The 16259-nt window shown below is 64.6% G+C and carries 38 protein-coding genes; 11 read left to right on the top strand and 27 right to left on the bottom strand.

Annotation, left to right across the window (positions count from 1 at the left end):
• Positions 1-86: 86 nt before the first annotated feature.
• The 27 genes from QMO76_RS33315 to QMO76_RS33445 form a co-directional block, all read right to left on the bottom strand.
• Positions 87-305, bottom strand: a complete 219-nt coding sequence (locus tag QMO76_RS33315; RefSeq protein ID WP_306365341.1) for a hypothetical protein — start codon at positions 303-305, stop codon at positions 87-89.
• Positions 302-487 (bottom strand): hypothetical protein, encoded by a 186-nt coding sequence (locus tag QMO76_RS33320; RefSeq protein ID WP_306365342.1) that lies wholly within the window; start codon positions 485-487, stop codon positions 302-304. Before QMO76_RS33320 ends, QMO76_RS33315 begins: the two co-directional genes overlap by 4 nt.
• A gap of 285 nt (positions 488-772) precedes the next feature.
• A complete protein-coding gene (locus QMO76_RS33325) occupies positions 773-1240 on the bottom strand; it encodes a hypothetical protein (protein WP_306365343.1) in 468 nt (155 codons plus the stop codon).
• Between the two features lie 375 nt (positions 1241-1615).
• Entirely contained in the window at positions 1616-1930 is a 315-nt protein-coding gene (locus QMO76_RS33330) for a hypothetical protein (RefSeq protein WP_306365344.1), read from the bottom strand.
• Positions 1927-2124 (bottom strand): hypothetical protein, encoded by a 198-nt coding sequence (locus tag QMO76_RS33335; RefSeq protein ID WP_306365345.1) that lies wholly within the window; start codon positions 2122-2124, stop codon positions 1927-1929. Before QMO76_RS33335 ends, QMO76_RS33330 begins: the two co-directional genes overlap by 4 nt.
• On the bottom strand, positions 2121-2342 hold the full coding sequence (locus QMO76_RS33340) for a hypothetical protein (protein ID WP_306365346.1): 222 nt from the start codon (positions 2340-2342) through the stop codon (positions 2121-2123). The genes QMO76_RS33335 and QMO76_RS33340 overlap by 4 nt, the downstream gene beginning before the upstream one ends.
• Complete coding sequence (locus QMO76_RS33345; RefSeq protein WP_306365347.1) at positions 2329-2952, bottom strand: hypothetical protein; 624 nt, start codon at positions 2950-2952, stop codon at positions 2329-2331. The genes QMO76_RS33340 and QMO76_RS33345 overlap by 14 nt, the downstream gene beginning before the upstream one ends.
• Complete coding sequence (locus tag QMO76_RS33350) at positions 2949-3227, bottom strand: hypothetical protein (RefSeq protein WP_306365348.1); 279 nt, start codon at positions 3225-3227, stop codon at positions 2949-2951. The genes QMO76_RS33345 and QMO76_RS33350 overlap by 4 nt, the downstream gene beginning before the upstream one ends.
• A gap of 312 nt (positions 3228-3539) precedes the next feature.
• Entirely contained in the window at positions 3540-3860 is a 321-nt protein-coding gene (locus tag QMO76_RS33355) for a hypothetical protein (protein ID WP_306365349.1), read from the bottom strand.
• Positions 3853-4386 carry an SLOG family protein gene (locus tag QMO76_RS33360; RefSeq protein WP_306365350.1) on the bottom strand — a complete coding sequence of 178 codons (534 nt, stop codon included), beginning with the start codon at positions 4384-4386 and terminating at the stop codon, positions 3853-3855. The genes QMO76_RS33355 and QMO76_RS33360 overlap by 8 nt, the downstream gene beginning before the upstream one ends.
• A complete protein-coding gene (locus QMO76_RS33365; protein WP_306365351.1) occupies positions 4383-4811 on the bottom strand; it encodes a hypothetical protein in 429 nt (142 codons plus the stop codon). The genes QMO76_RS33360 and QMO76_RS33365 overlap by 4 nt, the downstream gene beginning before the upstream one ends.
• The gene (locus tag QMO76_RS33370) at positions 4804-5235 is read right to left on the bottom strand and encodes a hypothetical protein (RefSeq protein WP_306365352.1); all 432 of its coding nucleotides are present in this window, start codon (positions 5233-5235) and stop codon (positions 4804-4806) included. The genes QMO76_RS33365 and QMO76_RS33370 overlap by 8 nt, the downstream gene beginning before the upstream one ends.
• Positions 5228-5575, bottom strand: coding sequence for a glutaredoxin family protein (locus QMO76_RS33375; RefSeq protein WP_306365353.1), 348 nt, complete (start codon positions 5573-5575; stop codon positions 5228-5230). The genes QMO76_RS33370 and QMO76_RS33375 overlap by 8 nt, the downstream gene beginning before the upstream one ends.
• A complete protein-coding gene (locus tag QMO76_RS33380) occupies positions 5572-6006 on the bottom strand; it encodes a hypothetical protein (RefSeq protein WP_306365354.1) in 435 nt (144 codons plus the stop codon). The genes QMO76_RS33375 and QMO76_RS33380 overlap by 4 nt, the downstream gene beginning before the upstream one ends.
• A 13-nt stretch (positions 6007-6019) precedes the next feature.
• The gene (locus tag QMO76_RS33385; RefSeq protein WP_306365355.1) at positions 6020-6334 is read right to left on the bottom strand and encodes a hypothetical protein; all 315 of its coding nucleotides are present in this window, start codon (positions 6332-6334) and stop codon (positions 6020-6022) included.
• Positions 6335-6424: 90 nt separating this feature from the next.
• A complete protein-coding gene (locus tag QMO76_RS33390; protein ID WP_306365356.1) occupies positions 6425-6637 on the bottom strand; it encodes a hypothetical protein in 213 nt (70 codons plus the stop codon).
• A 219-nt stretch (positions 6638-6856) separates the two neighbouring features.
• Positions 6857-7156, bottom strand: coding sequence for a hypothetical protein (locus tag QMO76_RS33395; RefSeq protein ID WP_306365357.1), 300 nt, complete (start codon positions 7154-7156; stop codon positions 6857-6859).
• The gene (locus tag QMO76_RS33400) at positions 7153-7524 is read right to left on the bottom strand and encodes a hypothetical protein (protein ID WP_306365358.1); all 372 of its coding nucleotides are present in this window, start codon (positions 7522-7524) and stop codon (positions 7153-7155) included. The genes QMO76_RS33395 and QMO76_RS33400 overlap by 4 nt, the downstream gene beginning before the upstream one ends.
• A gap of 47 nt (positions 7525-7571) precedes the next feature.
• Positions 7572-8036, bottom strand: coding sequence for a hypothetical protein (locus QMO76_RS33405; RefSeq protein ID WP_306365359.1), 465 nt, complete (start codon positions 8034-8036; stop codon positions 7572-7574).
• 149 nt (positions 8037-8185) lie between these two features.
• Entirely contained in the window at positions 8186-8347 is a 162-nt protein-coding gene (locus tag QMO76_RS33410) for a hypothetical protein (protein WP_306365360.1), read from the bottom strand.
• 31 nt (positions 8348-8378) lie between these two features.
• Positions 8379-8591 carry a hypothetical protein gene (locus tag QMO76_RS33415; RefSeq protein WP_306365361.1) on the bottom strand — a complete coding sequence of 71 codons (213 nt, stop codon included), beginning with the start codon at positions 8589-8591 and terminating at the stop codon, positions 8379-8381.
• Positions 8588-9289: a hypothetical protein gene (locus QMO76_RS33420; RefSeq protein ID WP_306365362.1), complete on the bottom strand. Its 702-nt coding sequence runs from the start codon at positions 9287-9289 to the stop codon at positions 8588-8590. The genes QMO76_RS33415 and QMO76_RS33420 overlap by 4 nt, the downstream gene beginning before the upstream one ends.
• 3 nt (positions 9290-9292) lie before the next feature.
• Entirely contained in the window at positions 9293-9475 is a 183-nt protein-coding gene (locus QMO76_RS33425) for a hypothetical protein (protein WP_306365363.1), read from the bottom strand.
• Positions 9472-9849, bottom strand: coding sequence for a hypothetical protein (locus QMO76_RS33430; RefSeq protein ID WP_306365364.1), 378 nt, complete (start codon positions 9847-9849; stop codon positions 9472-9474). The genes QMO76_RS33425 and QMO76_RS33430 overlap by 4 nt, the downstream gene beginning before the upstream one ends.
• Positions 9846-10223, bottom strand: a complete 378-nt coding sequence (locus tag QMO76_RS33435; RefSeq protein WP_306365365.1) for a hypothetical protein — start codon at positions 10221-10223, stop codon at positions 9846-9848. The genes QMO76_RS33430 and QMO76_RS33435 overlap by 4 nt, the downstream gene beginning before the upstream one ends.
• Complete coding sequence (locus QMO76_RS33440; RefSeq protein ID WP_306365366.1) at positions 10220-10555, bottom strand: hypothetical protein; 336 nt, start codon at positions 10553-10555, stop codon at positions 10220-10222. Before QMO76_RS33440 ends, QMO76_RS33435 begins: the two co-directional genes overlap by 4 nt.
• Positions 10552-10701, bottom strand: a complete 150-nt coding sequence (locus QMO76_RS33445; protein ID WP_306365367.1) for a hypothetical protein — start codon at positions 10699-10701, stop codon at positions 10552-10554. The genes QMO76_RS33440 and QMO76_RS33445 overlap by 4 nt, the downstream gene beginning before the upstream one ends.
• A gap of 251 nt (positions 10702-10952) precedes the next feature.
• Here QMO76_RS33445 and QMO76_RS33450 point away from each other — a divergent pair, with 251 nt between their 5' ends.
• The 11 genes from QMO76_RS33450 to QMO76_RS33500 all read left to right on the top strand — a co-directional run bounded on the left by QMO76_RS33450 (position 10953) and on the right by QMO76_RS33500 (position 15762).
• Positions 10953-11216 (top strand): hypothetical protein, encoded by a 264-nt coding sequence (locus QMO76_RS33450; RefSeq protein WP_306365368.1) that lies wholly within the window; start codon positions 10953-10955, stop codon positions 11214-11216.
• Between the two features lie 66 nt (positions 11217-11282).
• Positions 11283-11510, top strand: coding sequence for a hypothetical protein (locus QMO76_RS33455; RefSeq protein WP_306365369.1), 228 nt, complete (start codon positions 11283-11285; stop codon positions 11508-11510).
• 17 nt (positions 11511-11527) lie between these two features.
• Positions 11528-11749 carry a hypothetical protein gene (locus tag QMO76_RS33460; protein WP_306365370.1) on the top strand — a complete coding sequence of 74 codons (222 nt, stop codon included), beginning with the start codon at positions 11528-11530 and terminating at the stop codon, positions 11747-11749.
• Positions 11750-11896: 147 nt separating this feature from the next.
• A complete protein-coding gene (locus QMO76_RS33465) occupies positions 11897-12247 on the top strand; it encodes a hypothetical protein (protein ID WP_306365371.1) in 351 nt (116 codons plus the stop codon).
• Between the two features lie 71 nt (positions 12248-12318).
• Positions 12319-12645, top strand: a complete 327-nt coding sequence (locus tag QMO76_RS33470) for a hypothetical protein (RefSeq protein WP_306365372.1) — start codon at positions 12319-12321, stop codon at positions 12643-12645.
• A complete protein-coding gene (locus tag QMO76_RS33475; RefSeq protein WP_306365373.1) occupies positions 12642-12839 on the top strand; it encodes a hypothetical protein in 198 nt (65 codons plus the stop codon). Before QMO76_RS33470 ends, QMO76_RS33475 begins: the two co-directional genes overlap by 4 nt.
• A 125-nt stretch (positions 12840-12964) precedes the next feature.
• The gene (locus tag QMO76_RS33480; RefSeq protein WP_306365374.1) at positions 12965-13183 is read left to right on the top strand and encodes a hypothetical protein; all 219 of its coding nucleotides are present in this window, start codon (positions 12965-12967) and stop codon (positions 13181-13183) included.
• Entirely contained in the window at positions 13176-13418 is a 243-nt protein-coding gene (locus tag QMO76_RS33485) for a hypothetical protein (RefSeq protein WP_306365375.1), read from the top strand. Before QMO76_RS33480 ends, QMO76_RS33485 begins: the two co-directional genes overlap by 8 nt.
• Positions 13411-13956: an HAD domain-containing protein gene (locus QMO76_RS33490; protein ID WP_306365376.1), complete on the top strand. Its 546-nt coding sequence runs from the start codon at positions 13411-13413 to the stop codon at positions 13954-13956. The genes QMO76_RS33485 and QMO76_RS33490 overlap by 8 nt, the downstream gene beginning before the upstream one ends.
• Positions 13957-14223: 267 nt before the next feature.
• Positions 14224-14943, top strand: a complete 720-nt coding sequence (locus QMO76_RS33495; RefSeq protein WP_306365377.1) for a TIGR02391 family protein — start codon at positions 14224-14226, stop codon at positions 14941-14943.
• A 186-nt stretch (positions 14944-15129) separates the two neighbouring features.
• Complete coding sequence (locus QMO76_RS33500; protein ID WP_306365378.1) at positions 15130-15762, top strand: hypothetical protein; 633 nt, start codon at positions 15130-15132, stop codon at positions 15760-15762.
• Positions 15763-16259 lie beyond the last annotated feature (497 nt).

Here is a 16259-nt window from a genome sequence, read left to right on the forward strand (position 1 = left end):
CCATCCGCCACGGATCCCGCCTACGTCGAACGGTGCCGGTTTGGTGCGGTGTTCGCGGTTACGTTTCCGCCAGGGGTTCAGTCGCATCATCGACGCCCGCCGAATCCGCTCCCGAATGCCGTCCGCAGCTTCCCGAACTCCGCGTCGATTTCTTCCAGCGGACGCTTCGCCTTCACCGTCACCGCTTGTGCAGTAATGGTTCTCGTCCGTTCGTGATCTGCCCGCCTCAGGTACCAGACGGTCGCGGCGCCGCACGCCAGTATGGCGGCCAGCAGGATCAGCGTGACGGCGTCGACGGCTGTCATTCCTCGGAACTCCCTGTGTCTTCGCCGAAGAGGTTGGCGATGGTGATGGGCCGGTTGTAGTGCACGAGCGCGTGCGCGTGCATGAGGGCGCGGATGTCGTCGTCGGCGGGTAGTGGCCCGTTCCAGATTTCGCACCCGTACGCGACGCAGGTGATGACTTTCGGCACGGTCGGTTTAGGCATCGTTGATGTCTCCGGCCTGACGAACTGTGCGAGCCATCGCAGTAAGCGCCCCAACGTATGCCGCCACCAGTGCGAGAACGGCGGCGACACTAATCGCAATCCGGTTCATCGGGTTCGTCCTCCTCCAGGAATTCCCACGGGCTGTAGTCGTCGGAGGGTGGACGCTCCGGATTCGAATCAGATTCGGGCATTTGCTGACTCCTTGCCGCGTTTGAACTCAGAGTATCGACAGCGTCAAAGGCGAAAAGGAGTCACCAGAATTCAGGAATAGCCAATCAGTCGCGGTCAGACAGAGATGCCGTCGGGTCCGCCGCGGTTCGAGGCCCGCTTCAGGGTCGCGATCTTCCCGTCCCATCCGGCGGGCTTGTTGAAAAAGTCCGGGTCGATCGCGTAGGTGATGACGTCACTGCTCATCTGGACGACCACGGCGCGATTCTTGGCCTGTTCGTAGAGGCACAGGTCTTCGATCAGCTTCAACCGGTCCTCCGCGTGGAGGGCTCGCGTCTGCCAGTGTCTGCGCGAATCCCACAGGCGCCGAATTACCTTCGACTGTTTCACGCGCGCGTTGCGGTTGGCGTCGCGCCGCTTCTTGATAGCGCCCAGCTCGGATTCGCTGTCGAGCGCGCGACCCTGCCACCAGCGCCGCGAACTCCACACGACTCGCAGCACCTTGTTCGCGCGGGTCCGGGCGTGCCGCTCACCGAACAGCACGGCGTTGTACAGGCGTGCCTGATACGGGGTGATCTCATCCATCGTTGTCACTGTCCTCAAGACGGGATTTGATGTCGGCCAACTGGTCTCGCCACGTCGGCGGCGCTAGCGGCGGGTTATCCGCAGGCACGACCAGCGGGCGTCTGGCCTGGCGGCGTTTACGGGCGGCGGCCCGCTCGGATTTGCTGCGTCCCTTCCCCCGGTTTCGGGCGCAGCGGCCCGGAGATACGGGCCAGGTCGGATTCGGTGTTGATCAGGGGGAAGCTCGGTGACGACGGCACCGTCAATACCTGTCCGGTCGCCGGCCACCTGACCCGATGATGGGAGGTGCCGGATCGACCGAGGTATTCCCACCCGACTGCCTGTGCGCGGGCGATGAGTTCCCGTGCTTCTTTCTGGCTGGTCATGATGGCCGCTTCAACGAATGAACCGCCATTCCACTTCTCGCCCTTCCGATTCCGCCCGCTCGATGCCGTACCGCATACCTTCCGAAACACCCAGGTCGGCATAGATGACGGTTAGGTCGGCGTGACTGCCCCAGGCGAGCCCGGCTTCGATCCCTTGTCGGCGCATCACAGGATCGAGATCGTCCAGGACTTGCGTGTACAGCAGATGTGACGCGATTGGGAACTCCCCGCGGTTGAGCGAGTCGAGCAGCGCCTCTCGGGCGTATCGCAGGTTCGCGTCGATGTCCCCTGCGTATGGCGATTCGATGATGACGAGTCTGCTCACGTGCGGTCTCCTATCTCGAAGGTCTCAATGCCGCGGTTGTGCTGTACCGCCCATTCGGCGAGGCAGGGCATGGAGCAGAAGTGGTGTTCGTCGTCCCAGCCGGGGAAGCGGAGGATCAGCCAGCCAGCGAGGTCGGTTTTGGTGCGCGCCCAGGTGTCGCAGTCGCCTCGGTCGCAATGGACAGCTGTGCTCATGCGGCGGCTCCCATGACGTCGATGACCTTCCACGGGCTGTCAGCGTCGGCGCGCGCTTCGGTGGTGACGTGGTATCCGGCCTTGTAAAGCGCGTACCGCTGTTCTTCCCAGTCGCTGCCGCGGGTGCGGGTCGTGTAGGCGTCGTCGGCGCCGGGGGTCCGGTAGGTGATGCGCCATTCGGCGAGACTGCTGCGCGGAATGTCGTCACGCGACGGCATCGGCGAACCCTTCGGGGAGGGCGAGCCTGTCCAGGGCGGAAACGCGAAGTGCGGGATGCGGATCATCGATGGGTGCTCCGAGAAGTCGGCAGCCGATGCGCGCGAGTCCCACGGCGTCGGCGATGTTGTTGTCGTTGATGTCGAGGTCCGGGAACTGCCGGACCGTGGCGGCGAGGACTGCGTCTTTGTGCGCGTTACCGGTGCCGGTGACGTATTTCTTGAGGGTGTTGGGTGGGACAGGGACGATCCAGTAGCCCTCACTCGTGAGGGCGTCGTAGGTGAGCCACCACAGTCCGTGCCGGTCCATGGCGGAGCCGGTGGTGGACGAGTAGGCAGGTGCTTCGGTGATGATGAGTGGGTAGTCGTCTTCGGGGATGAGGCTGATGATCTGCGCGACGAGGTGGTTGAGACGTTTCCAGCGGTCGTCCCACGTGTCGGTGCGTGAGCCTTTGGATTCGATGAGTTCGGTCCATACGCGCGGGTTGCCGGGGTGGGTGCTGGCGAATCCTGTTGCGGTGAGGGAGATGTCGAGGCCGACGACGCCCCCGAAATTGACGGTCGCAGCGGCTCCGCCGTGGCCCAGTCGTCGAACGCCCGGAACGGCGGTCATAACGGCACCACCCGATACAGATCGTCGATCGAGGTGAAGTCCTGGCGGCAGATGCCACATTCGAGGGCGCGAAAGAGTCCAGAGCCAAGGCACCGCTCGAATCGAGCGCGGATCTTCTCGACGCATGCGTTGCAGAACAGTCGGTCGGCGCATCCATGTTGGTCGTACCACCAGTCAGCGCGTGGAATGGTGTCGCCGTGTTTGTCGTTCGAGCAGCGGATCTCAGGTACGAGATGCTCAAGGATTTCGATGTCGGGCGCGACGGCTGTGGTCATGCGGCCCGCCTTTCACGGTAGGCGTGTTTGGTGGTGTGCCAGTGCTGTCCGGACGGGCACCGGTAGGCGCGGATCGGCCGCGGTCCTGGGGAGGGTGTGCGCCAGAAGTTCCGGATAGCGTTCTCGGCTTCGAATCTGGTGCCGTACCGCGTTTTCGAGGGTGTGGGGCAGGGGTGTGCGCGGTCGATGGTGTGCTTGTAGACGAGCGCTACGGCTGTGCCGCGTTCGTGGTGGCTGGTGTGCCATCCACACAGGCAGTAGGCAGTGACGCTGTTCCCGCTGGTCTTTCGGACTTCAGCGAGACGGTGCAAGTCAGTCATCGCCTGTCTCCTCGGGCAGTGGTGTCCAGGCGAGGGCGGCGCGCTCAACCCCTTCACCGCCGCGACGCTGCGCGGTGAGCAGCGCGGCGCCCCGGTCATCTCGCGGGTGGACTCGATCGCCAGGCCGCGCCCTCCACCCGTACTCGACGCCGTCGACCTCCCCGCGCGGCACCACCAACACGAACTGGTCGATCACTTCCGCGAGATGTGCGGCGTACCCGTCGGGATGCTGGACACCGCACGAGCAGTAGCGGTCACAGACCACGCTGCAATCGACGTGCGAGGCGAGAAGGTACCGCAGGTATTCACTCACCGCGCACCGCCTTGTCCACCGCGTCGATCGCGTCGGCGACCTCCCACAGGGTCATCCGCGGCCGGTACGACGGTGTCTGAATCTCCACCGGAATCTCGGCCGCCCGCGCCCGGTCCACGCAATCCCACGTCCCACGGGACCGGGCACGCGGCCCTTCGAGAGGGAAGGCGAGTACAAGATCGGCTCCGAGCGCGACCATCTCAGCGTTGCGGCGCGTGCCCGCGGCCGGACAGTAGAGGCGACCGGCCCGGTTGCGGCGCGGCTGGTGGTGGCAGTCGGGGAGGCAGTTCGTTTCCCAGTACGCCGGGTGGGGCTCCTCCACCAGCTTCACGCCTGATCCGCCGTCCGGCAGCGCGAACCACGTCACCACCGCCGCGTCCGCCCCTGTCGGGCAGGCACCGTGGACAACGGTGAACGTGTCGCCGACGTCGCAGTGCTCAGCGATGGCCATGGCGAGGGCTTCCCATACGTCGTCCTCGCACGGGTATGCGCGGGAGCCGGTCACGATCACACGGAAGTCACTCATCGGGCGTCCTCCTTGGGCTCCCACAGCAGCAGCGCTGTATCGCTGCCCAGAACCTCAGCGGCAGTGAGCCTTTCCCGGATCGGGCCGGCGGCGTACCAGCCAGCGGCGTCCTTGGCGAAGGCTCGCGGCACGGGGCTCAGCACCAGCAGAACCGAACAGCTCGGGAGCGCATCGGCTGCTTCGGCGGTCTCGACCACCCGGGCGGGAGGACGCCAGCCCGCGAATGTGACCGCTTCGCGTAGCAGCGCCGCGAGCAGGTCGGTCGGCACCTTCAGGTCCAGGGGCATACCCAAGCGCTGTTCGAGGACACGGAGCAAGGTGCCGCCAAGCGAGGCTTCGGCGTCCGATCGGGGAGCGTGCACGGTGATATCGACACCGGCGTGCCGTTCGGTGCGTGTCGCCCAGCGGGTCTCGTTGTCAGCCACGGCTCGCCTCCTCAGCATCGAGCAGTTCCAGCGCTGCGAGGTACTGGCGGCGATAGCGGGAGTGGTCACACCGGTCGAACCAGCCCTGAATCTCTGAACGAGTGTCGGACGCATGAGCGACCAGAAGCCCGTGCCCGCCGCAGAGGCGAATGTTGCCGTCGGTGTCACGACCGGCAACCCAGTGGTCGGGGTCCTCCAGCTCGGCCACGCGTTCGGCGGCCTGGTCGCGCTCGAACAGCACGTCTTCGAATTGGTAGTGCGCTTCCACGCTGAGCCGCTTGCACTCGCGCGCTTCGGCCTCCAACTCCGTGATGCGGGCGCGGGCGGTGATCAGCTCGCGTGCCATCGCTGCCACCTCCCAAGGGTCCGAGAGGTGCGGTGCAGAGACGAACCGCTCCAGGCGTTCAGGGGTCAGCTCAGGCATGGTCGCCTCCGTCGTGTTCGGGAATGGGTGCGCTGGGTGTCCAGTTCTTCAGCGCTGCTTCGAGTTGCTTGATCTTGTCGAGCTGGAAACCCGACCAATGCATGTCACCGACGACGATCACAGGCTGAAAGACCCAAGCCGCGTCGCCAACCACGATCACGGGCAGCGACTGGAACCCGAGATCACGTAGGCGGGCGGCAGCGTTCGCGTCACCCGTCACGTCACGCTTGACAAACGGAATCCTCCGATCCTCAAGCGCTTTCGCAGTGACCACACACTGACCACAGCCCGGTCTCGTGTACAGCACGACGGTCGGGGCGTCGGGATGGATCTCGGTCATCGCGGGATCACCTCCAACTCCAGAGCGGCCACAAACCGCGGTGGCAGGTTCGTCACTCCGAGATCAGCGAACATGCGGGCAGAATCACGGAGCGCGCCCCGATAGAGGTCGTGGTCGCGGGCGTACCGCTGCTGCTTCGCCGCGATGGCCGCATAACCCACCTGCGTGTCACTCTGGAGCTTGTCGAGAGCGTTCCGCGCATCGGCGAGCACAGCGATCACATTCAGCAGCCCGCCGTCAGGCTGCGTGACGATGTCGCGAACCCATTCACTCGCAATCGATTCCGGCAACTCACCGGCCTGATAGCTGTACGCCGACACCGCGCTCAGCTCGTGCACCTCATTGGCGGTCGGTATGTAGCCGCCAGCACTCGGCAGTCTGCGGCCTCCGCCCGACGCGCCGTGCTCATCGTCAAATGCGAATATCGACATTGACATGTTCCTTTCACGCCGCGAACGGCAGATAGTCGGTGTTGTCGTTGGCTGGCGAGTATTCGGCGAACACCTTCCCGCCCCACACGCCCGGCACCCGCTCCCCCGTCGCGTGCGTGAGCTGTTCGTGCCGTTCCCGGCAGGCCGCACGCAGGTCGCAGGAGAAGCAGATCCCGGTGGCTTTGAAGTGCCGGTCTTTCTGCTGGGCGGCGGTTTCGCCGTCGACTTTGGCGTCCCAGTAGGAGCCGCGATGCTGCCGCGCCCACTCCCACCACTGCGGTTCACGGCATTTCGCCCCGTCCCACGGGTCGTGTGCACGCGCGGTCATGGCTTCACCGCGGCGATGATGGGGGCGACGAGCGAGCCGACGAGGACGATCGGGACAGCGGCGAGCAGGCCGACCAGGCGCGCGAGGCGGTTACGCATCGTTGGCCTCCTTGCTGGCGTGCTGCTTGGCGCGCTCCCCCAGGTCGCCCCATACCTGCACGCAGTCGCCGATGAGGGTGCGCAGCTGGTCGCGGGTGAGTGGCACGCGGATCTCGCCGATGACCGGCAATCCGATCAGCAGGGCAGCTCCGTCGGTCGCAGGTTGGACGTCGACGGTCGTCCCCTGGGAAGTGGTGTGGATCATGGCGGCTCGCTTTCAAACGGTGGAATCTGGTGCGCCCGTGCGGTGTTGCCCTTCAACACCGCAGGCGAATGCCCGGTGTCGGCTACTTCTGGCGGACGAGGAACCAGCAGATGGCGACCGCTGCCGACCAACCGACGGTGAATTTCGCGAGGCTCACGAAGGCTTCGATATTGCTGTCGGCGGCCAAGAAGGTCTCGTACATGTGGGCTCTCCTGAGGGTTAGGCGGCTTTGGCGTAGGTGCGGCGCTTGTACGGCTTCCGTTTACGGGGCGCCCGGCGACGCGGCATCTTCGTGGCAGCCCGCATCGCCCGGCTCACCTTCTTCAGCTCCTTCCGCTTCTTCTCGGCTGCGAGCCGCGGTGCTTCGACTTCGGTCCGGCGTGCTGTGATCGCGTTGAGTGCCTGGAGGTAGTCGGCGAGTTCGGCTTCGTACGCGTTCTTGGGCGCGTACTGGAGCCGTTCGGCGAACACTTCGACGGCTTCGTAGTCGCGGTGGGTGTATCCGCCATAGGTGCTCATGCCGCGACCGCCTCATCGACACGTCGGGCGAGCTGGTCGAGGACTTTCGTCTGGTGGGTGACGATGATGTCTTCCAGCCAGGCCGCGGCGTCAGTGTTGGTGGAGGCGAACAGTCCGTCGGCTTCTTCTTCCCACAGCCCGAGCAGGCGTGCTGCGACGTCGTCGACGGCTTCGGTTTCTCCGGTGGAGAGGTTGACGACGTAGATCGCGTCGCGGAGGCTGCCGGGTTCCCGCTTGAACGCGTAGCCGCCGGTGAACCGGATTGCCCAGCCGGCGATGCAGTTGCACCACTTGGATTGGTCGTGGCTGTCGGGCTCGCGGGTGATCTGGTCGAGGATGCAGGCCATGAGGGGGATGTTGTGTTCCATTGGGGGTCACCAGGTTTCAGTGTTGAAGGGTCTTCTTGACGGGAGCGTCAAGCCCACGTCGCGCAGAAATGCCAGCCAGGCCCGGTCTCCGGGATCGGGATCTCCAGCAGCTCGCAGAAACGGCCGATCTGGTCGGCCCAATCCGCGTTGACCCCGAGGGGCATCAGAGTCCCGGCGCCGTAGTCGCAGCCTTGAACGGACGCCTTGACGCGCACGGCGTTTCCGCCGTATTCGTATCCGTAGCCGTCGATCTCCACACCGCATGCCTTGACCAGCGCGTGCATTTCGGCGCGGCTGGCAGACCACGCCTGGTACTCGGGCGAGTTGCGGTAGTTCTCGCCCGTGAATCCGCCGGTCGGGTAGGGCACTTCGTTCCAGCCGAGTTTGCGTGCGAGGACTTCCTTCCAGTCCTCGCCGTTCTGCCACCATTGCGGCATCGCTTCGTCGTCGATGTCGTCGTCGTATCCGAGGTCGAAACCCCAGAAGACGTCTGCGCTCAGGCTCATCCCCATGAGCTGTCCTTCTTTCAGGTGGTCGGTGTGTGCTGATGGTTGGAAGGGGCGGCGGCCCGGGAGGTGTGTCCGGTCTCGGGCCGCCGCGCCCTCCTTCTCGCTGCCGTCAGCGCGGGCACTGTTGGGTCGCTGCGGTCAGTCGGGAAGGTCTATGGGTTGGTCCGGTCGACGGTCGCGGTGATGTCGAGTAGGTCGCGTTCGACCTGCTTGCTGTCGTGCGCGCGGGCATATTCCTCGACGAGTCGCCGCAGCATCTGGTACTTCTCCCACGTCTCGAGGTGCAGCTGCTCGAGCCGTTCGGCGGGGCTCATGTCGGCCCAAGGCTCTAGCGGATCAAGCGGATCAGGCAGCATCGTGCACCTCCACCCAGCCGTGTTCGTTGCGCCAGTAGCGGTCGACTTCGCTGGTGGTGTAGATGGCGGGGTTGTCGGGGTAGTCGTCGACGACGCAGTCTGCGGCGAACCGAATGAACGTCGCGTCGGACGTGCGCCCGCCCTGCCGGAACCGGATGCCGTTCGGCACTTCGCTGGCGTAGTCCCAGCACCGCGCGCTCACGACAGCACCTCAACGAAGCCGTGCGGGTGGTCGTTGTCCAGGTCCCGCGTTGACGCCCACCAGTTGTCGTTGTCGATCGGGGAAGCGTTCGCGCCCCTCCGAATCCAGACGTAGCCTTCGCACGGAACGGCCTGAAACTGAACGCCTTCCGGGATATCAGCCGCCGACTGCCAGGTGCGCGGCTGAGGCTCCTCGGGCAGAACCTCTACGAAGCCGTGCAATGCGGCACCGAAGCTGTTGAGCCGGTACATGAAGCCGCTGTCCAGGTGAAGGCAGTCGTTCTCGCGACGTTCGTAGGCGCCCATCGACAACGCGCCATGGAATCGGGCGCCGACCGGGATATCGGCAACGCTGCTCCAAGTGCGTGGTTCTGTCACGCCCGCGACGTCGGCTTCTACGACCGGCACGTCCGCGATGCCGTCGTCGGCGAGGTCCGTCAGTTCGCAACTGATCCGGACTTCGACGACTTTCGCCAGCGTCGGGAATACGTCCCGTAGCCCGTAGTCACGCAGGTCGAACGCGATGGTGTTGATCTGTGCGTAGGCGTCGTCTTGGGCGGTCCACAGGTAGGCATTGGTGCCGTCGGGCAGGGTTTCGAGTGTGCCGTACATGGGTTCGCGGCACGGTATGTAGTCGCACAGCTTCCCGTTGGGCAGCCGGATCGCGTAGCGCGTTGCCTGCGAGGCGTTCTCGGTCATCGCTCAGTCCTCGCTATCGCAGGTGTGGCCGTAGACGACGGCGCGGGCGGCCGATTCACCGAACGGTCCGGTGCCCCACAGGTCGTAGGCCATGCCGGTGGTGAAGCCGCACGGTTCGTGCGTGAGGTGATGAACTTCGAACCAGCCGGGGGCACGTTCAGCGGTCCAGTCGGAGGGGAGTCTCATCGGCGTGTTCCTTCGTTGAGGCAGGACTGCATGTAGGCGGTGAGGCCCTGGAAGTAGGTGGGGTCGTTGCGACGCAGCCACTCGATGAACCGGAGGGTGAGGGTGCGCAGGAACGTTGGGTCGTGGTCGGCTTCCCATTCGATGAGGCGTGCGACGACTTCGCGGACGCCGGTCGCGGGGAGGTCGACGCGGAGTTTCGCGGCGCGGCCCCTCGCGTCGGTCGCTACCCGGACTTGGCAGATGTCGCGGACGCGTCGGCCGAAGCGGCGTTCGATGATGGGGTCGCCGATTTCGATGGTGTAGCCGTGTGGGTCGACGACGGGCGCGGCACCGTAGTAGACGACCTGGTCGACACCGTCCTCGCGGGTGATCATGCGGGCACCTGGATTCGTGCTCGCAGGGCAGCGCCGTGGACGACAACTTTCACCATCGGTTCGGTGTCGTCGACGTCGAACGGTTTACCGCCGTCCTCCCAGTCGACCCATGCCGACTCGTCCGATATCTCAGTAATCGCTTCGCGGGCGTGTTCCCAACAGAACGCCGCCTGATCGAGCCCACCCCATCGGGGCGCGTCGGTGTCGCGGTCGTAGTCGATGCTCCACCAGTCGATGTGCACAGAGGCCGCGTGCGCGTCGCCGATGTGGCAGCATACAGACTCCGCGAATATGGCGTCGTCCCAGTCGATTTCGACAGAGAACTTCGGATCGTCGGGCACACCGAGCAGGTCGCGTGCGATGTTGATGTTCATGCCGCCGCCTTCGCGGTCGGGGCGGCGTAGATGCTCCACCAGTAGTTGATGGTGACGGTGGTGTCGTGGTCGGTGGACCGGTCGGCGCGGTCGAGGATCGCGCGGACTCCGTCGGTGGCGCAGTCGCCGCACAAGCTGGTGTCGGTCGCGACCCATCCCTCCCCCGGTTCGTCGACGGTGTACTCGATGTAGACGGCGGCGGGCTGGTCGCATTCGTCGCATGCGGTGCCGCGGAACTGGTGGGCGTCACGGTCGACGTTGCCGGTGAAGTTCGGCATCCACTCCGGGATTTCGAGGAGGCGGCGCACGGTGAGGGTGTCGTTGGTGCTCATGCGGCGGTCTCCAGGTCGAAATCGGTGTGGGTGTAGGTGAATTCGCACGCGGCGGTGGCGCATTCGTCGTGTCCGCAGAGGGGCTGTCCGGCGTCGATGGCGTCGCAGCGCGCCTCGTAGAGGGCGTCGTATCCGGGGTTCTTCATGAAGGTTCGCTTTCGGGTTGAACCGGTGCCAGCCGGTCTTGATGACTTGACTCTATAGTGTTGATCGCGATCACCACAAGAGGGTTTGAATCCGGCGTGATCCAATCGTTACACCATCGCAGAATGTCCGATTTAAGCAGCTAATAGCCACAAGAATCCGCACAGCACCCTTCAGTCAAAGGTGTTGATTCAAATCACCACTAGATGTAGTGTAGAACGCGTCAACCACCCCAGGCGAGGAGATGACTCGGATGTTCAACACGATCCAGCACGCGGTCCCCCGCGGCTTCGAGATGGACGCCGTCCGCATCACCGACGCCTACGCCACGGAACACGGGTGGGCCACGGTCGAAGCCTGGGACACGCCTGACGGTCGCCTGTACTACGCGCTCGACGAGAGCGACGAACTCCTCGCGCCCGCCACGCCCCGCAAGGTGAGCGCCATCCTCGCCGCCCGCCGGTACGTCGACTGGCACGGCGGCGTGTGCGACATCGACCACCTTCCCGAGGGCTGACCAGCCGAGCGCCCCCGCGGGATTCGGCACTCCCCTACCAGACCGCAATCAGCACAGGAGATTCCGATGAGCGACCTGGTGACGTCGATGATCTGCGGTTGCTGCACGGAGCCCATCAGCCGCATCCCGGCCGACTGGGCCACGGCTCGACGGATCCTCGCCCGCGAGGTGAAAGTCGTCCGGCGTCTCCTGAACCGCTGCGAGGACTGCGCGCACCACGACGTCTACCGCGCCCCGTGCGTGCCCGCGAACTTCGAACCGCCCCGCTGCCGCTGCGGATGCAGCGACCGCTGACCACTACGGAGAGTCGGATGGACACCAACCGCGACGTGATAGTCACCCTGCCGGAACAGCGGCGTGGACGACGGATGACTCACGACGAGGCCGACGCGCTGCTGACGCGGCAAGGATTCGTGCACAAGGTGCATGAGCGCGTAGTCACTCACCGGTCGGGGCGGCAGGAAACCGTCATCCGCATCTGGGAGAACGCCAGCTACGAGCGCGCCGTCACCAAAGCCCGCTACTACCTCTAGCCGTTTGCGTCGTGCCCGGCAATTCCGGGCGTGGTGTTGACCGCTAGATCGTGGGCCGGTTCACGGCACAACGGCGTGCCGAGCGGGACAACGAGGTCCCAGCGCCGAACCGGCCCACCCCAAACCGACACTCGGAAGGACCGAGACATGCCCACGCTGGCCGACGACGCCACCCTCACTTACACCCTTCGGCACGAAGCCTGGTACGCGCCCGCGCTGAAGCAGAACGGCAGCGACATGCCCGACGCCGTCTACGTGCATTCATCCGCTCAAGGCGGCGGCGTGCACTGGGAGTTCAGCATCGAAGATGGCCGACTGAACACACGCCGGACGACGGTGCTGCGGATGTTCGACGACGCCTATCGGGCGTTCACTGAAGTCCCGGAGTTCTTCGCCGCGCTGGCCGCCGAGCAGCCGACCCACCTCACGGATGTAGTCGCGATCCTGGACCGGATCGGCGCAGTCGACGACACAGCACGCGTGGACCCTTACGGGTGAGGGACATTCCACGACGACCGCTTCCCCGATTCACCGCTCCCCTACCCGCCCAAAGCAGGAAGGATCACCTCATGCCCTGCACTATCGACCACATCGTGGCGACACACCAGCTCGCCGCGGATCGCCGCCGCCAGGGCCGCCCGATCTGGGAAGAGACCATCGACGTCTCGGATGTCTTCCACCACGGCGACATGTCGTTCGAAGAGATTCGAGACGCGGTCGTCGCCAAGGTCAAGGCGTCGCGCTGGTACGCGCGCGACGGCCGCGACTACGGCGACCCGTTGAACGAAGTCGTGGAGGGTCTGTCGGAGGCCGATGACACCCGCTGCTTCGACTACCACTTGAACGAACTGTATGACCTGGCCGACTTCGCTCGCGTGTGGATCAAGACCGTATGACTCCCGCAGAGTTCGTCGCAGAGCAGTCTTCCCGGATCGGCTGGCTCAAGGAATGCCTCGCAGAGACGAAGGAGCTGGCGGTCGGGGAACGGCTCACGGCAGAGATCGCGCAGGCGCAAGCCAGGTTGGACGATTTCCTCGACTTCGCCAACGGCATCTACTGGCCGACCGATGAAACCCAGAGACAAGCCTGACCGCCCGGACTTGGCTGCGTGGCGGCGCCGCCATGAACTGCGGAAGTCGACTGCGGCGCAGCCGATCCCGTCCGGGAAGCAGTACCAGCGGAAACCGAAACACGAGCAGGATCAGGAGAAGCGTGATGGCTGACCTGCAAGTGGTCGAGTCGCGGCACAGCACGTGGACGTATCACCTCAGCGACAGCGGCGACCTGGTCGCGTTGTGTGGAGCGTTGACGATGAGCAGTCCGGCAACGCTCGAACAGTGGGGCACAACCACTCTCGGCGAACGATACTGCCGGGCGTGTGAAGGGCTGGCGGGCAAAAACTTCGAGCAGAAACGACGGAAGCGAGATGAATAGATACCTGCCGTTGACCATGGTCGTCACGCCAACGACGACAACGGAATGGGTGCTGGCTTTGCAGCGCGCACCAGTCGGCACGGTCGTGTCCGATCGCGACGGCGACATCTGGACGAAGCGGCACGGCTACACCGAAGACGGTCTGACGTGGATACGCACGAATGGCGGCTGGTCCCGTCCTGAGGAGATGGCCCTGTACGCACCGTTCTTCGAGGTCGGCGGCACCGATGGCTAGCCGTCCTCTGCTGTACCTCGACGTTGATGGCCCGCTGAACCCGTACGCGGCGAACCCCAATCGGCGCCCGGAAGGCTATGAGACACATCGTATGCTGCCACCGTCGTGGATCGCGCAGCGTGAGGGCATGGGTCGGGTGAAGCCGCTGCGGGTGTGGCTGAATCCGACGCACGGCCCAGCGTTGCTGACGCTGGCCGACCGGTTCGACCTGGTGTGGGCGACGACGTGGGAGCATGACGCGAACACCTACATCGGCCCGAACATCGGGCTACCCGAACTGCCGGTCGTGGAGTGGCAGACGACGGAGCGGTTCGGCCCGGACGGAACTTTCTTCAAGACCGCGGAACTCGTTGAGCATGCCGCGGGCCGCCCGTTCGTGTGGGTCGACGACGACATCACGGAGCGGGACCGACGGTATGTGGAACGCCATCATCCTGCGGCGGCATTGCTGCGCTTCGTCGATCCTGCGGTTGGGCTGGATGGCGACGATTTCGAGGCGATCGGAGCGTTTGGTGCGTCGATCGCAGCTGCGGCGTAGTCGTTCGCGTCGTGGCGAAGCCCCAGCATGAAGGGGGATCGCTGGGGCTTCTCGGTCAAGTATGCGCCGCAGGGTTGCTGATGTCACCGGGTACGCGAAGCCGCGGCGCACAGGGGATTCCATGTCGGGGCTTCGTCTCAGTTATCAGGTTGGACCGAAATTCGTTACGCCGTCGGAGGTGTGTTGCCAGTTTGTGCCGGAGCCCTCGAGTAGCGTGGCGGGGTAATAGCCCGCGAAGTAGAAGGACTCGATCGGATGTTTCGTGGCATGAATATTGCTACCAAGACCATGACGTTGCGGCGCATTGAAGACGACGGAAACGTCGTGGAGTTCCAGATCGAGGGCTGCGACCTCTCTGACGGGCTCGTAACCTTCGCCGTCGATGCCGATGTCGAGGTTGGAGACCAGCTATATTGGCAGCTCCCGAACGGGAAGGCTCGCACGATCGAGCTGCTGTCGGTCGACGTCATGCAGGATCCGAACCAAGGAATCATCGGCGCAGGAGCGCTCGACCACACATCAGCACGCTATGAAGTCGTCGATCCGAAAAGGGCCACCAGGAAGCCGCAGAAGGTCGACATCCCTGGCCTGCATCCCAGCGTCTCGGCCGTCAGTGGGTCGAAGTTTGCGCAGGCGCACCACGATGCGGCGGTCTTCGAAGCATTCAAGGCAGTCGAGCATCGTGTCCAGTCGCTGACTGGCAGCAAACAGAGCGGGAAGCCGCTGATGACGTCGGTGTTCAACGAGCAGAGGCCGCAACTCGATACGACGTCCGACAAGGCCGCAGGAAGTCAACGTAGCGACGAGTTGGAGGGCTTCAAGTTTCTGTTCATGGGCGCATCGCAGGGACTACGGAATCCCCGCGGCCATGGTGCCCCCTTGGAGACTCCGGAGGATGAGGCGCGCGAGATGCTGGCGCTAGCGAGCCTTTTGATGCGGATGCTGGATCGTGCCGAGAAGCGGCAGGCGGCTCAGGGCGGCAGTTAACGCCAATCGAGCCCCGTGCCGGTCTCTGCGTCGGCGCGGGGCTCGTTCGGGGGTAGTCGGACCGTGCTGATCGCATCAGCGTGGTTGACGATCAAACCTTACAAGATGAAGCCCTCGGAGTGATGAACCCACCCAGTAGCCACCGAACCCTCTGGCGCACAGCGCTTTTGCGCTAGCGTCTCCCGGATGGAACGTGGACTTGCCCTGCTCATCGCGTGGTTCTACATGCTGACGGTCGGGTTACTGATCCTGCTTCCGTTCATCTGGCCGTACCTGCTCGGAAGCTGGGTCGCGAGCGAAGGCTTCAACGCTCCTCCCAGATCCACACCGACAGTCGTAACCGGCATCGTTTTCGAGGTCCCATGGCTCGCGTATCTCGCCTGGGGAAGTCTCCCGTTGAAAGGGCAACACCAGAGTGGTACGGCCTCTCCGCATCGATCCGATTTGAAACGACACGTGGACGTCAATCCGGAGAGGTTCGGGATGATCGGCGGCGGGCTCGTAGCTCTTCTTCTGCTCGCCGCAGGCATCACCACCCTGATTGGCGAGGCATACATCCCAGAGCAGGAGTGCCGCACTAGCGAGCGAACGGGAAATCAACTCTGCCGTGAGCTGGCCCCCACGTGGGACGGCCTCGCGCCTATCTGGGGCGCACTGGCAGTGACCGCGATCCTGGCGGCCGTTTGGTATCTCCGGCCACGACCCAACATTCGCAAGTGGCTTGCGGAGTGGGGCGTTCTACTATGGCTGGTCGGCGGCTCAGCGGTGCTGCTTCTGCTCGGAGGAGTGCTCGTCGTGGCGAATGCGTTGCGGAGCTAGCGGGACGGCCAGTGCCTACTGTCGCAATTCCATAGATGATGCTCTAGCATCCTCGGTCCCCTGCCGCCTGCCGTCGATTGTCTCCTCCATACCCACCATCCGGCGCCAGCGGTGAGGGCGCACCCTACGGTCCCCACTACGAGTCGAAGCGTCATCAATTCGGTTTGATCGATGACGGATAGTGAGCGGGCCAGCACCACGGCAAAGAGCAGGAACGCTACCGCCAGCACGGAGAGCAGCGGGCGAACTCGCAGCGAGTCCCTCGGCACGGTCCAGCTTCGGTTTCGCGGCTGTCCCCGTCGTGCTCTACGTTCGGCTCTGCGTGCGGCCCGGCGGGCAGCGTGATATTCGTAGGCTGCATCTCGAACCTGCTTGTAGTGTTCCCGTCGCTCGCGCGCTTCATCCTGCTCCTTGCGCTGACCGATCTCGATGGCGGCCTGGTTCACCGTCCAGTAGTTGCCATGCTGGTCGTAGGTGAACAGGGCCATTGCGAGTCC

Origin of the sequence: Nocardia sp. CC227C (assembly GCF_030767025.1) — a bacterium.
Taxonomy (GTDB): Bacteria; Actinomycetota; Actinomycetes; order Mycobacteriales; family Mycobacteriaceae; genus Nocardia.

Excerpts from the sequence above, each read along its gene's own strand:
- QMO76_RS33315 (WP_306365341.1), bottom strand. The coding sequence starts at position 305 with ATGACAGCCGTCGACGCCGTCACGCTGATCCTGCTGGCCGCCATACTG.
- QMO76_RS33320 (WP_306365342.1), bottom strand. The coding sequence starts at position 487 with ATGCCTAAACCGACCGTGCCGAAAGTCATCACCTGCGTCGCGTACGGG.
- QMO76_RS33325 (WP_306365343.1), bottom strand. The coding sequence starts at position 1,240 with ATGGATGAGATCACCCCGTATCAGGCACGCCTGTACAACGCCGTGCTG.
- QMO76_RS33335 (WP_306365345.1), bottom strand. The coding sequence starts at position 2,124 with ATGAGCACAGCTGTCCATTGCGACCGAGGCGACTGCGACACCTGGGCG.
- QMO76_RS33340 (WP_306365346.1), bottom strand. The coding sequence starts at position 2,342 with ATGCCGTCGCGTGACGACATTCCGCGCAGCAGTCTCGCCGAATGGCGC.
- QMO76_RS33345 (WP_306365347.1), bottom strand. The coding sequence starts at position 2,952 with ATGACCGCCGTTCCGGGCGTTCGACGACTGGGCCACGGCGGAGCCGCT.
- QMO76_RS33350 (WP_306365348.1), bottom strand. The coding sequence starts at position 3,227 with ATGACCACAGCCGTCGCGCCCGACATCGAAATCCTTGAGCATCTCGTA.
- QMO76_RS33360 (WP_306365350.1), bottom strand. The coding sequence starts at position 4,386 with ATGAGTGACTTCCGTGTGATCGTGACCGGCTCCCGCGCATACCCGTGC.
- QMO76_RS33370 (WP_306365352.1), bottom strand. The coding sequence starts at position 5,235 with ATGCCTGAGCTGACCCCTGAACGCCTGGAGCGGTTCGTCTCTGCACCG.
- QMO76_RS33375 (WP_306365353.1), bottom strand. The coding sequence starts at position 5,575 with ATGACCGAGATCCATCCCGACGCCCCGACCGTCGTGCTGTACACGAGA.
- QMO76_RS33380 (WP_306365354.1), bottom strand. The coding sequence starts at position 6,006 with ATGTCGATATTCGCATTTGACGATGAGCACGGCGCGTCGGGCGGAGGC.
- QMO76_RS33385 (WP_306365355.1), bottom strand. The coding sequence starts at position 6,334 with ATGACCGCGCGTGCACACGACCCGTGGGACGGGGCGAAATGCCGTGAA.
- QMO76_RS33390 (WP_306365356.1), bottom strand. The coding sequence starts at position 6,637 with ATGATCCACACCACTTCCCAGGGGACGACCGTCGACGTCCAACCTGCG.
- QMO76_RS33395 (WP_306365357.1), bottom strand. The coding sequence starts at position 7,156 with ATGAGCACCTATGGCGGATACACCCACCGCGACTACGAAGCCGTCGAA.
- QMO76_RS33400 (WP_306365358.1), bottom strand. The coding sequence starts at position 7,524 with ATGGAACACAACATCCCCCTCATGGCCTGCATCCTCGACCAGATCACC.
- QMO76_RS33405 (WP_306365359.1), bottom strand. The coding sequence starts at position 8,036 with ATGGGGATGAGCCTGAGCGCAGACGTCTTCTGGGGTTTCGACCTCGGA.
- QMO76_RS33410 (WP_306365360.1), bottom strand. The coding sequence starts at position 8,347 with ATGAGCCCCGCCGAACGGCTCGAGCAGCTGCACCTCGAGACGTGGGAG.
- QMO76_RS33420 (WP_306365362.1), bottom strand. The coding sequence starts at position 9,289 with ATGACCGAGAACGCCTCGCAGGCAACGCGCTACGCGATCCGGCTGCCC.
- QMO76_RS33425 (WP_306365363.1), bottom strand. The coding sequence starts at position 9,475 with ATGAGACTCCCCTCCGACTGGACCGCTGAACGTGCCCCCGGCTGGTTC.
- QMO76_RS33430 (WP_306365364.1), bottom strand. The coding sequence starts at position 9,849 with ATGATCACCCGCGAGGACGGTGTCGACCAGGTCGTCTACTACGGTGCC.
- QMO76_RS33435 (WP_306365365.1), bottom strand. The coding sequence starts at position 10,223 with ATGAACATCAACATCGCACGCGACCTGCTCGGTGTGCCCGACGATCCG.
- QMO76_RS33440 (WP_306365366.1), bottom strand. The coding sequence starts at position 10,555 with ATGAGCACCAACGACACCCTCACCGTGCGCCGCCTCCTCGAAATCCCG.
- QMO76_RS33445 (WP_306365367.1), bottom strand. The coding sequence starts at position 10,701 with ATGAAGAACCCCGGATACGACGCCCTCTACGAGGCGCGCTGCGACGCC.
- QMO76_RS33450 (WP_306365368.1), top strand. The coding sequence starts at position 10,953 with ATGTTCAACACGATCCAGCACGCGGTCCCCCGCGGCTTCGAGATGGAC.
- QMO76_RS33455 (WP_306365369.1), top strand. The coding sequence starts at position 11,283 with ATGAGCGACCTGGTGACGTCGATGATCTGCGGTTGCTGCACGGAGCCC.
- QMO76_RS33460 (WP_306365370.1), top strand. The coding sequence starts at position 11,528 with ATGGACACCAACCGCGACGTGATAGTCACCCTGCCGGAACAGCGGCGT.
- QMO76_RS33465 (WP_306365371.1), top strand. The coding sequence starts at position 11,897 with ATGCCCACGCTGGCCGACGACGCCACCCTCACTTACACCCTTCGGCAC.
- QMO76_RS33470 (WP_306365372.1), top strand. The coding sequence starts at position 12,319 with ATGCCCTGCACTATCGACCACATCGTGGCGACACACCAGCTCGCCGCG.
- QMO76_RS33475 (WP_306365373.1), top strand. The coding sequence starts at position 12,642 with ATGACTCCCGCAGAGTTCGTCGCAGAGCAGTCTTCCCGGATCGGCTGG.
- QMO76_RS33480 (WP_306365374.1), top strand. The coding sequence starts at position 12,965 with ATGGCTGACCTGCAAGTGGTCGAGTCGCGGCACAGCACGTGGACGTAT.
- QMO76_RS33485 (WP_306365375.1), top strand. The coding sequence starts at position 13,176 with ATGAATAGATACCTGCCGTTGACCATGGTCGTCACGCCAACGACGACA.
- QMO76_RS33490 (WP_306365376.1), top strand. The coding sequence starts at position 13,411 with ATGGCTAGCCGTCCTCTGCTGTACCTCGACGTTGATGGCCCGCTGAAC.
- QMO76_RS33495 (WP_306365377.1), top strand. The coding sequence starts at position 14,224 with ATGAATATTGCTACCAAGACCATGACGTTGCGGCGCATTGAAGACGAC.
- QMO76_RS33500 (WP_306365378.1), top strand. The coding sequence starts at position 15,130 with ATGGAACGTGGACTTGCCCTGCTCATCGCGTGGTTCTACATGCTGACG.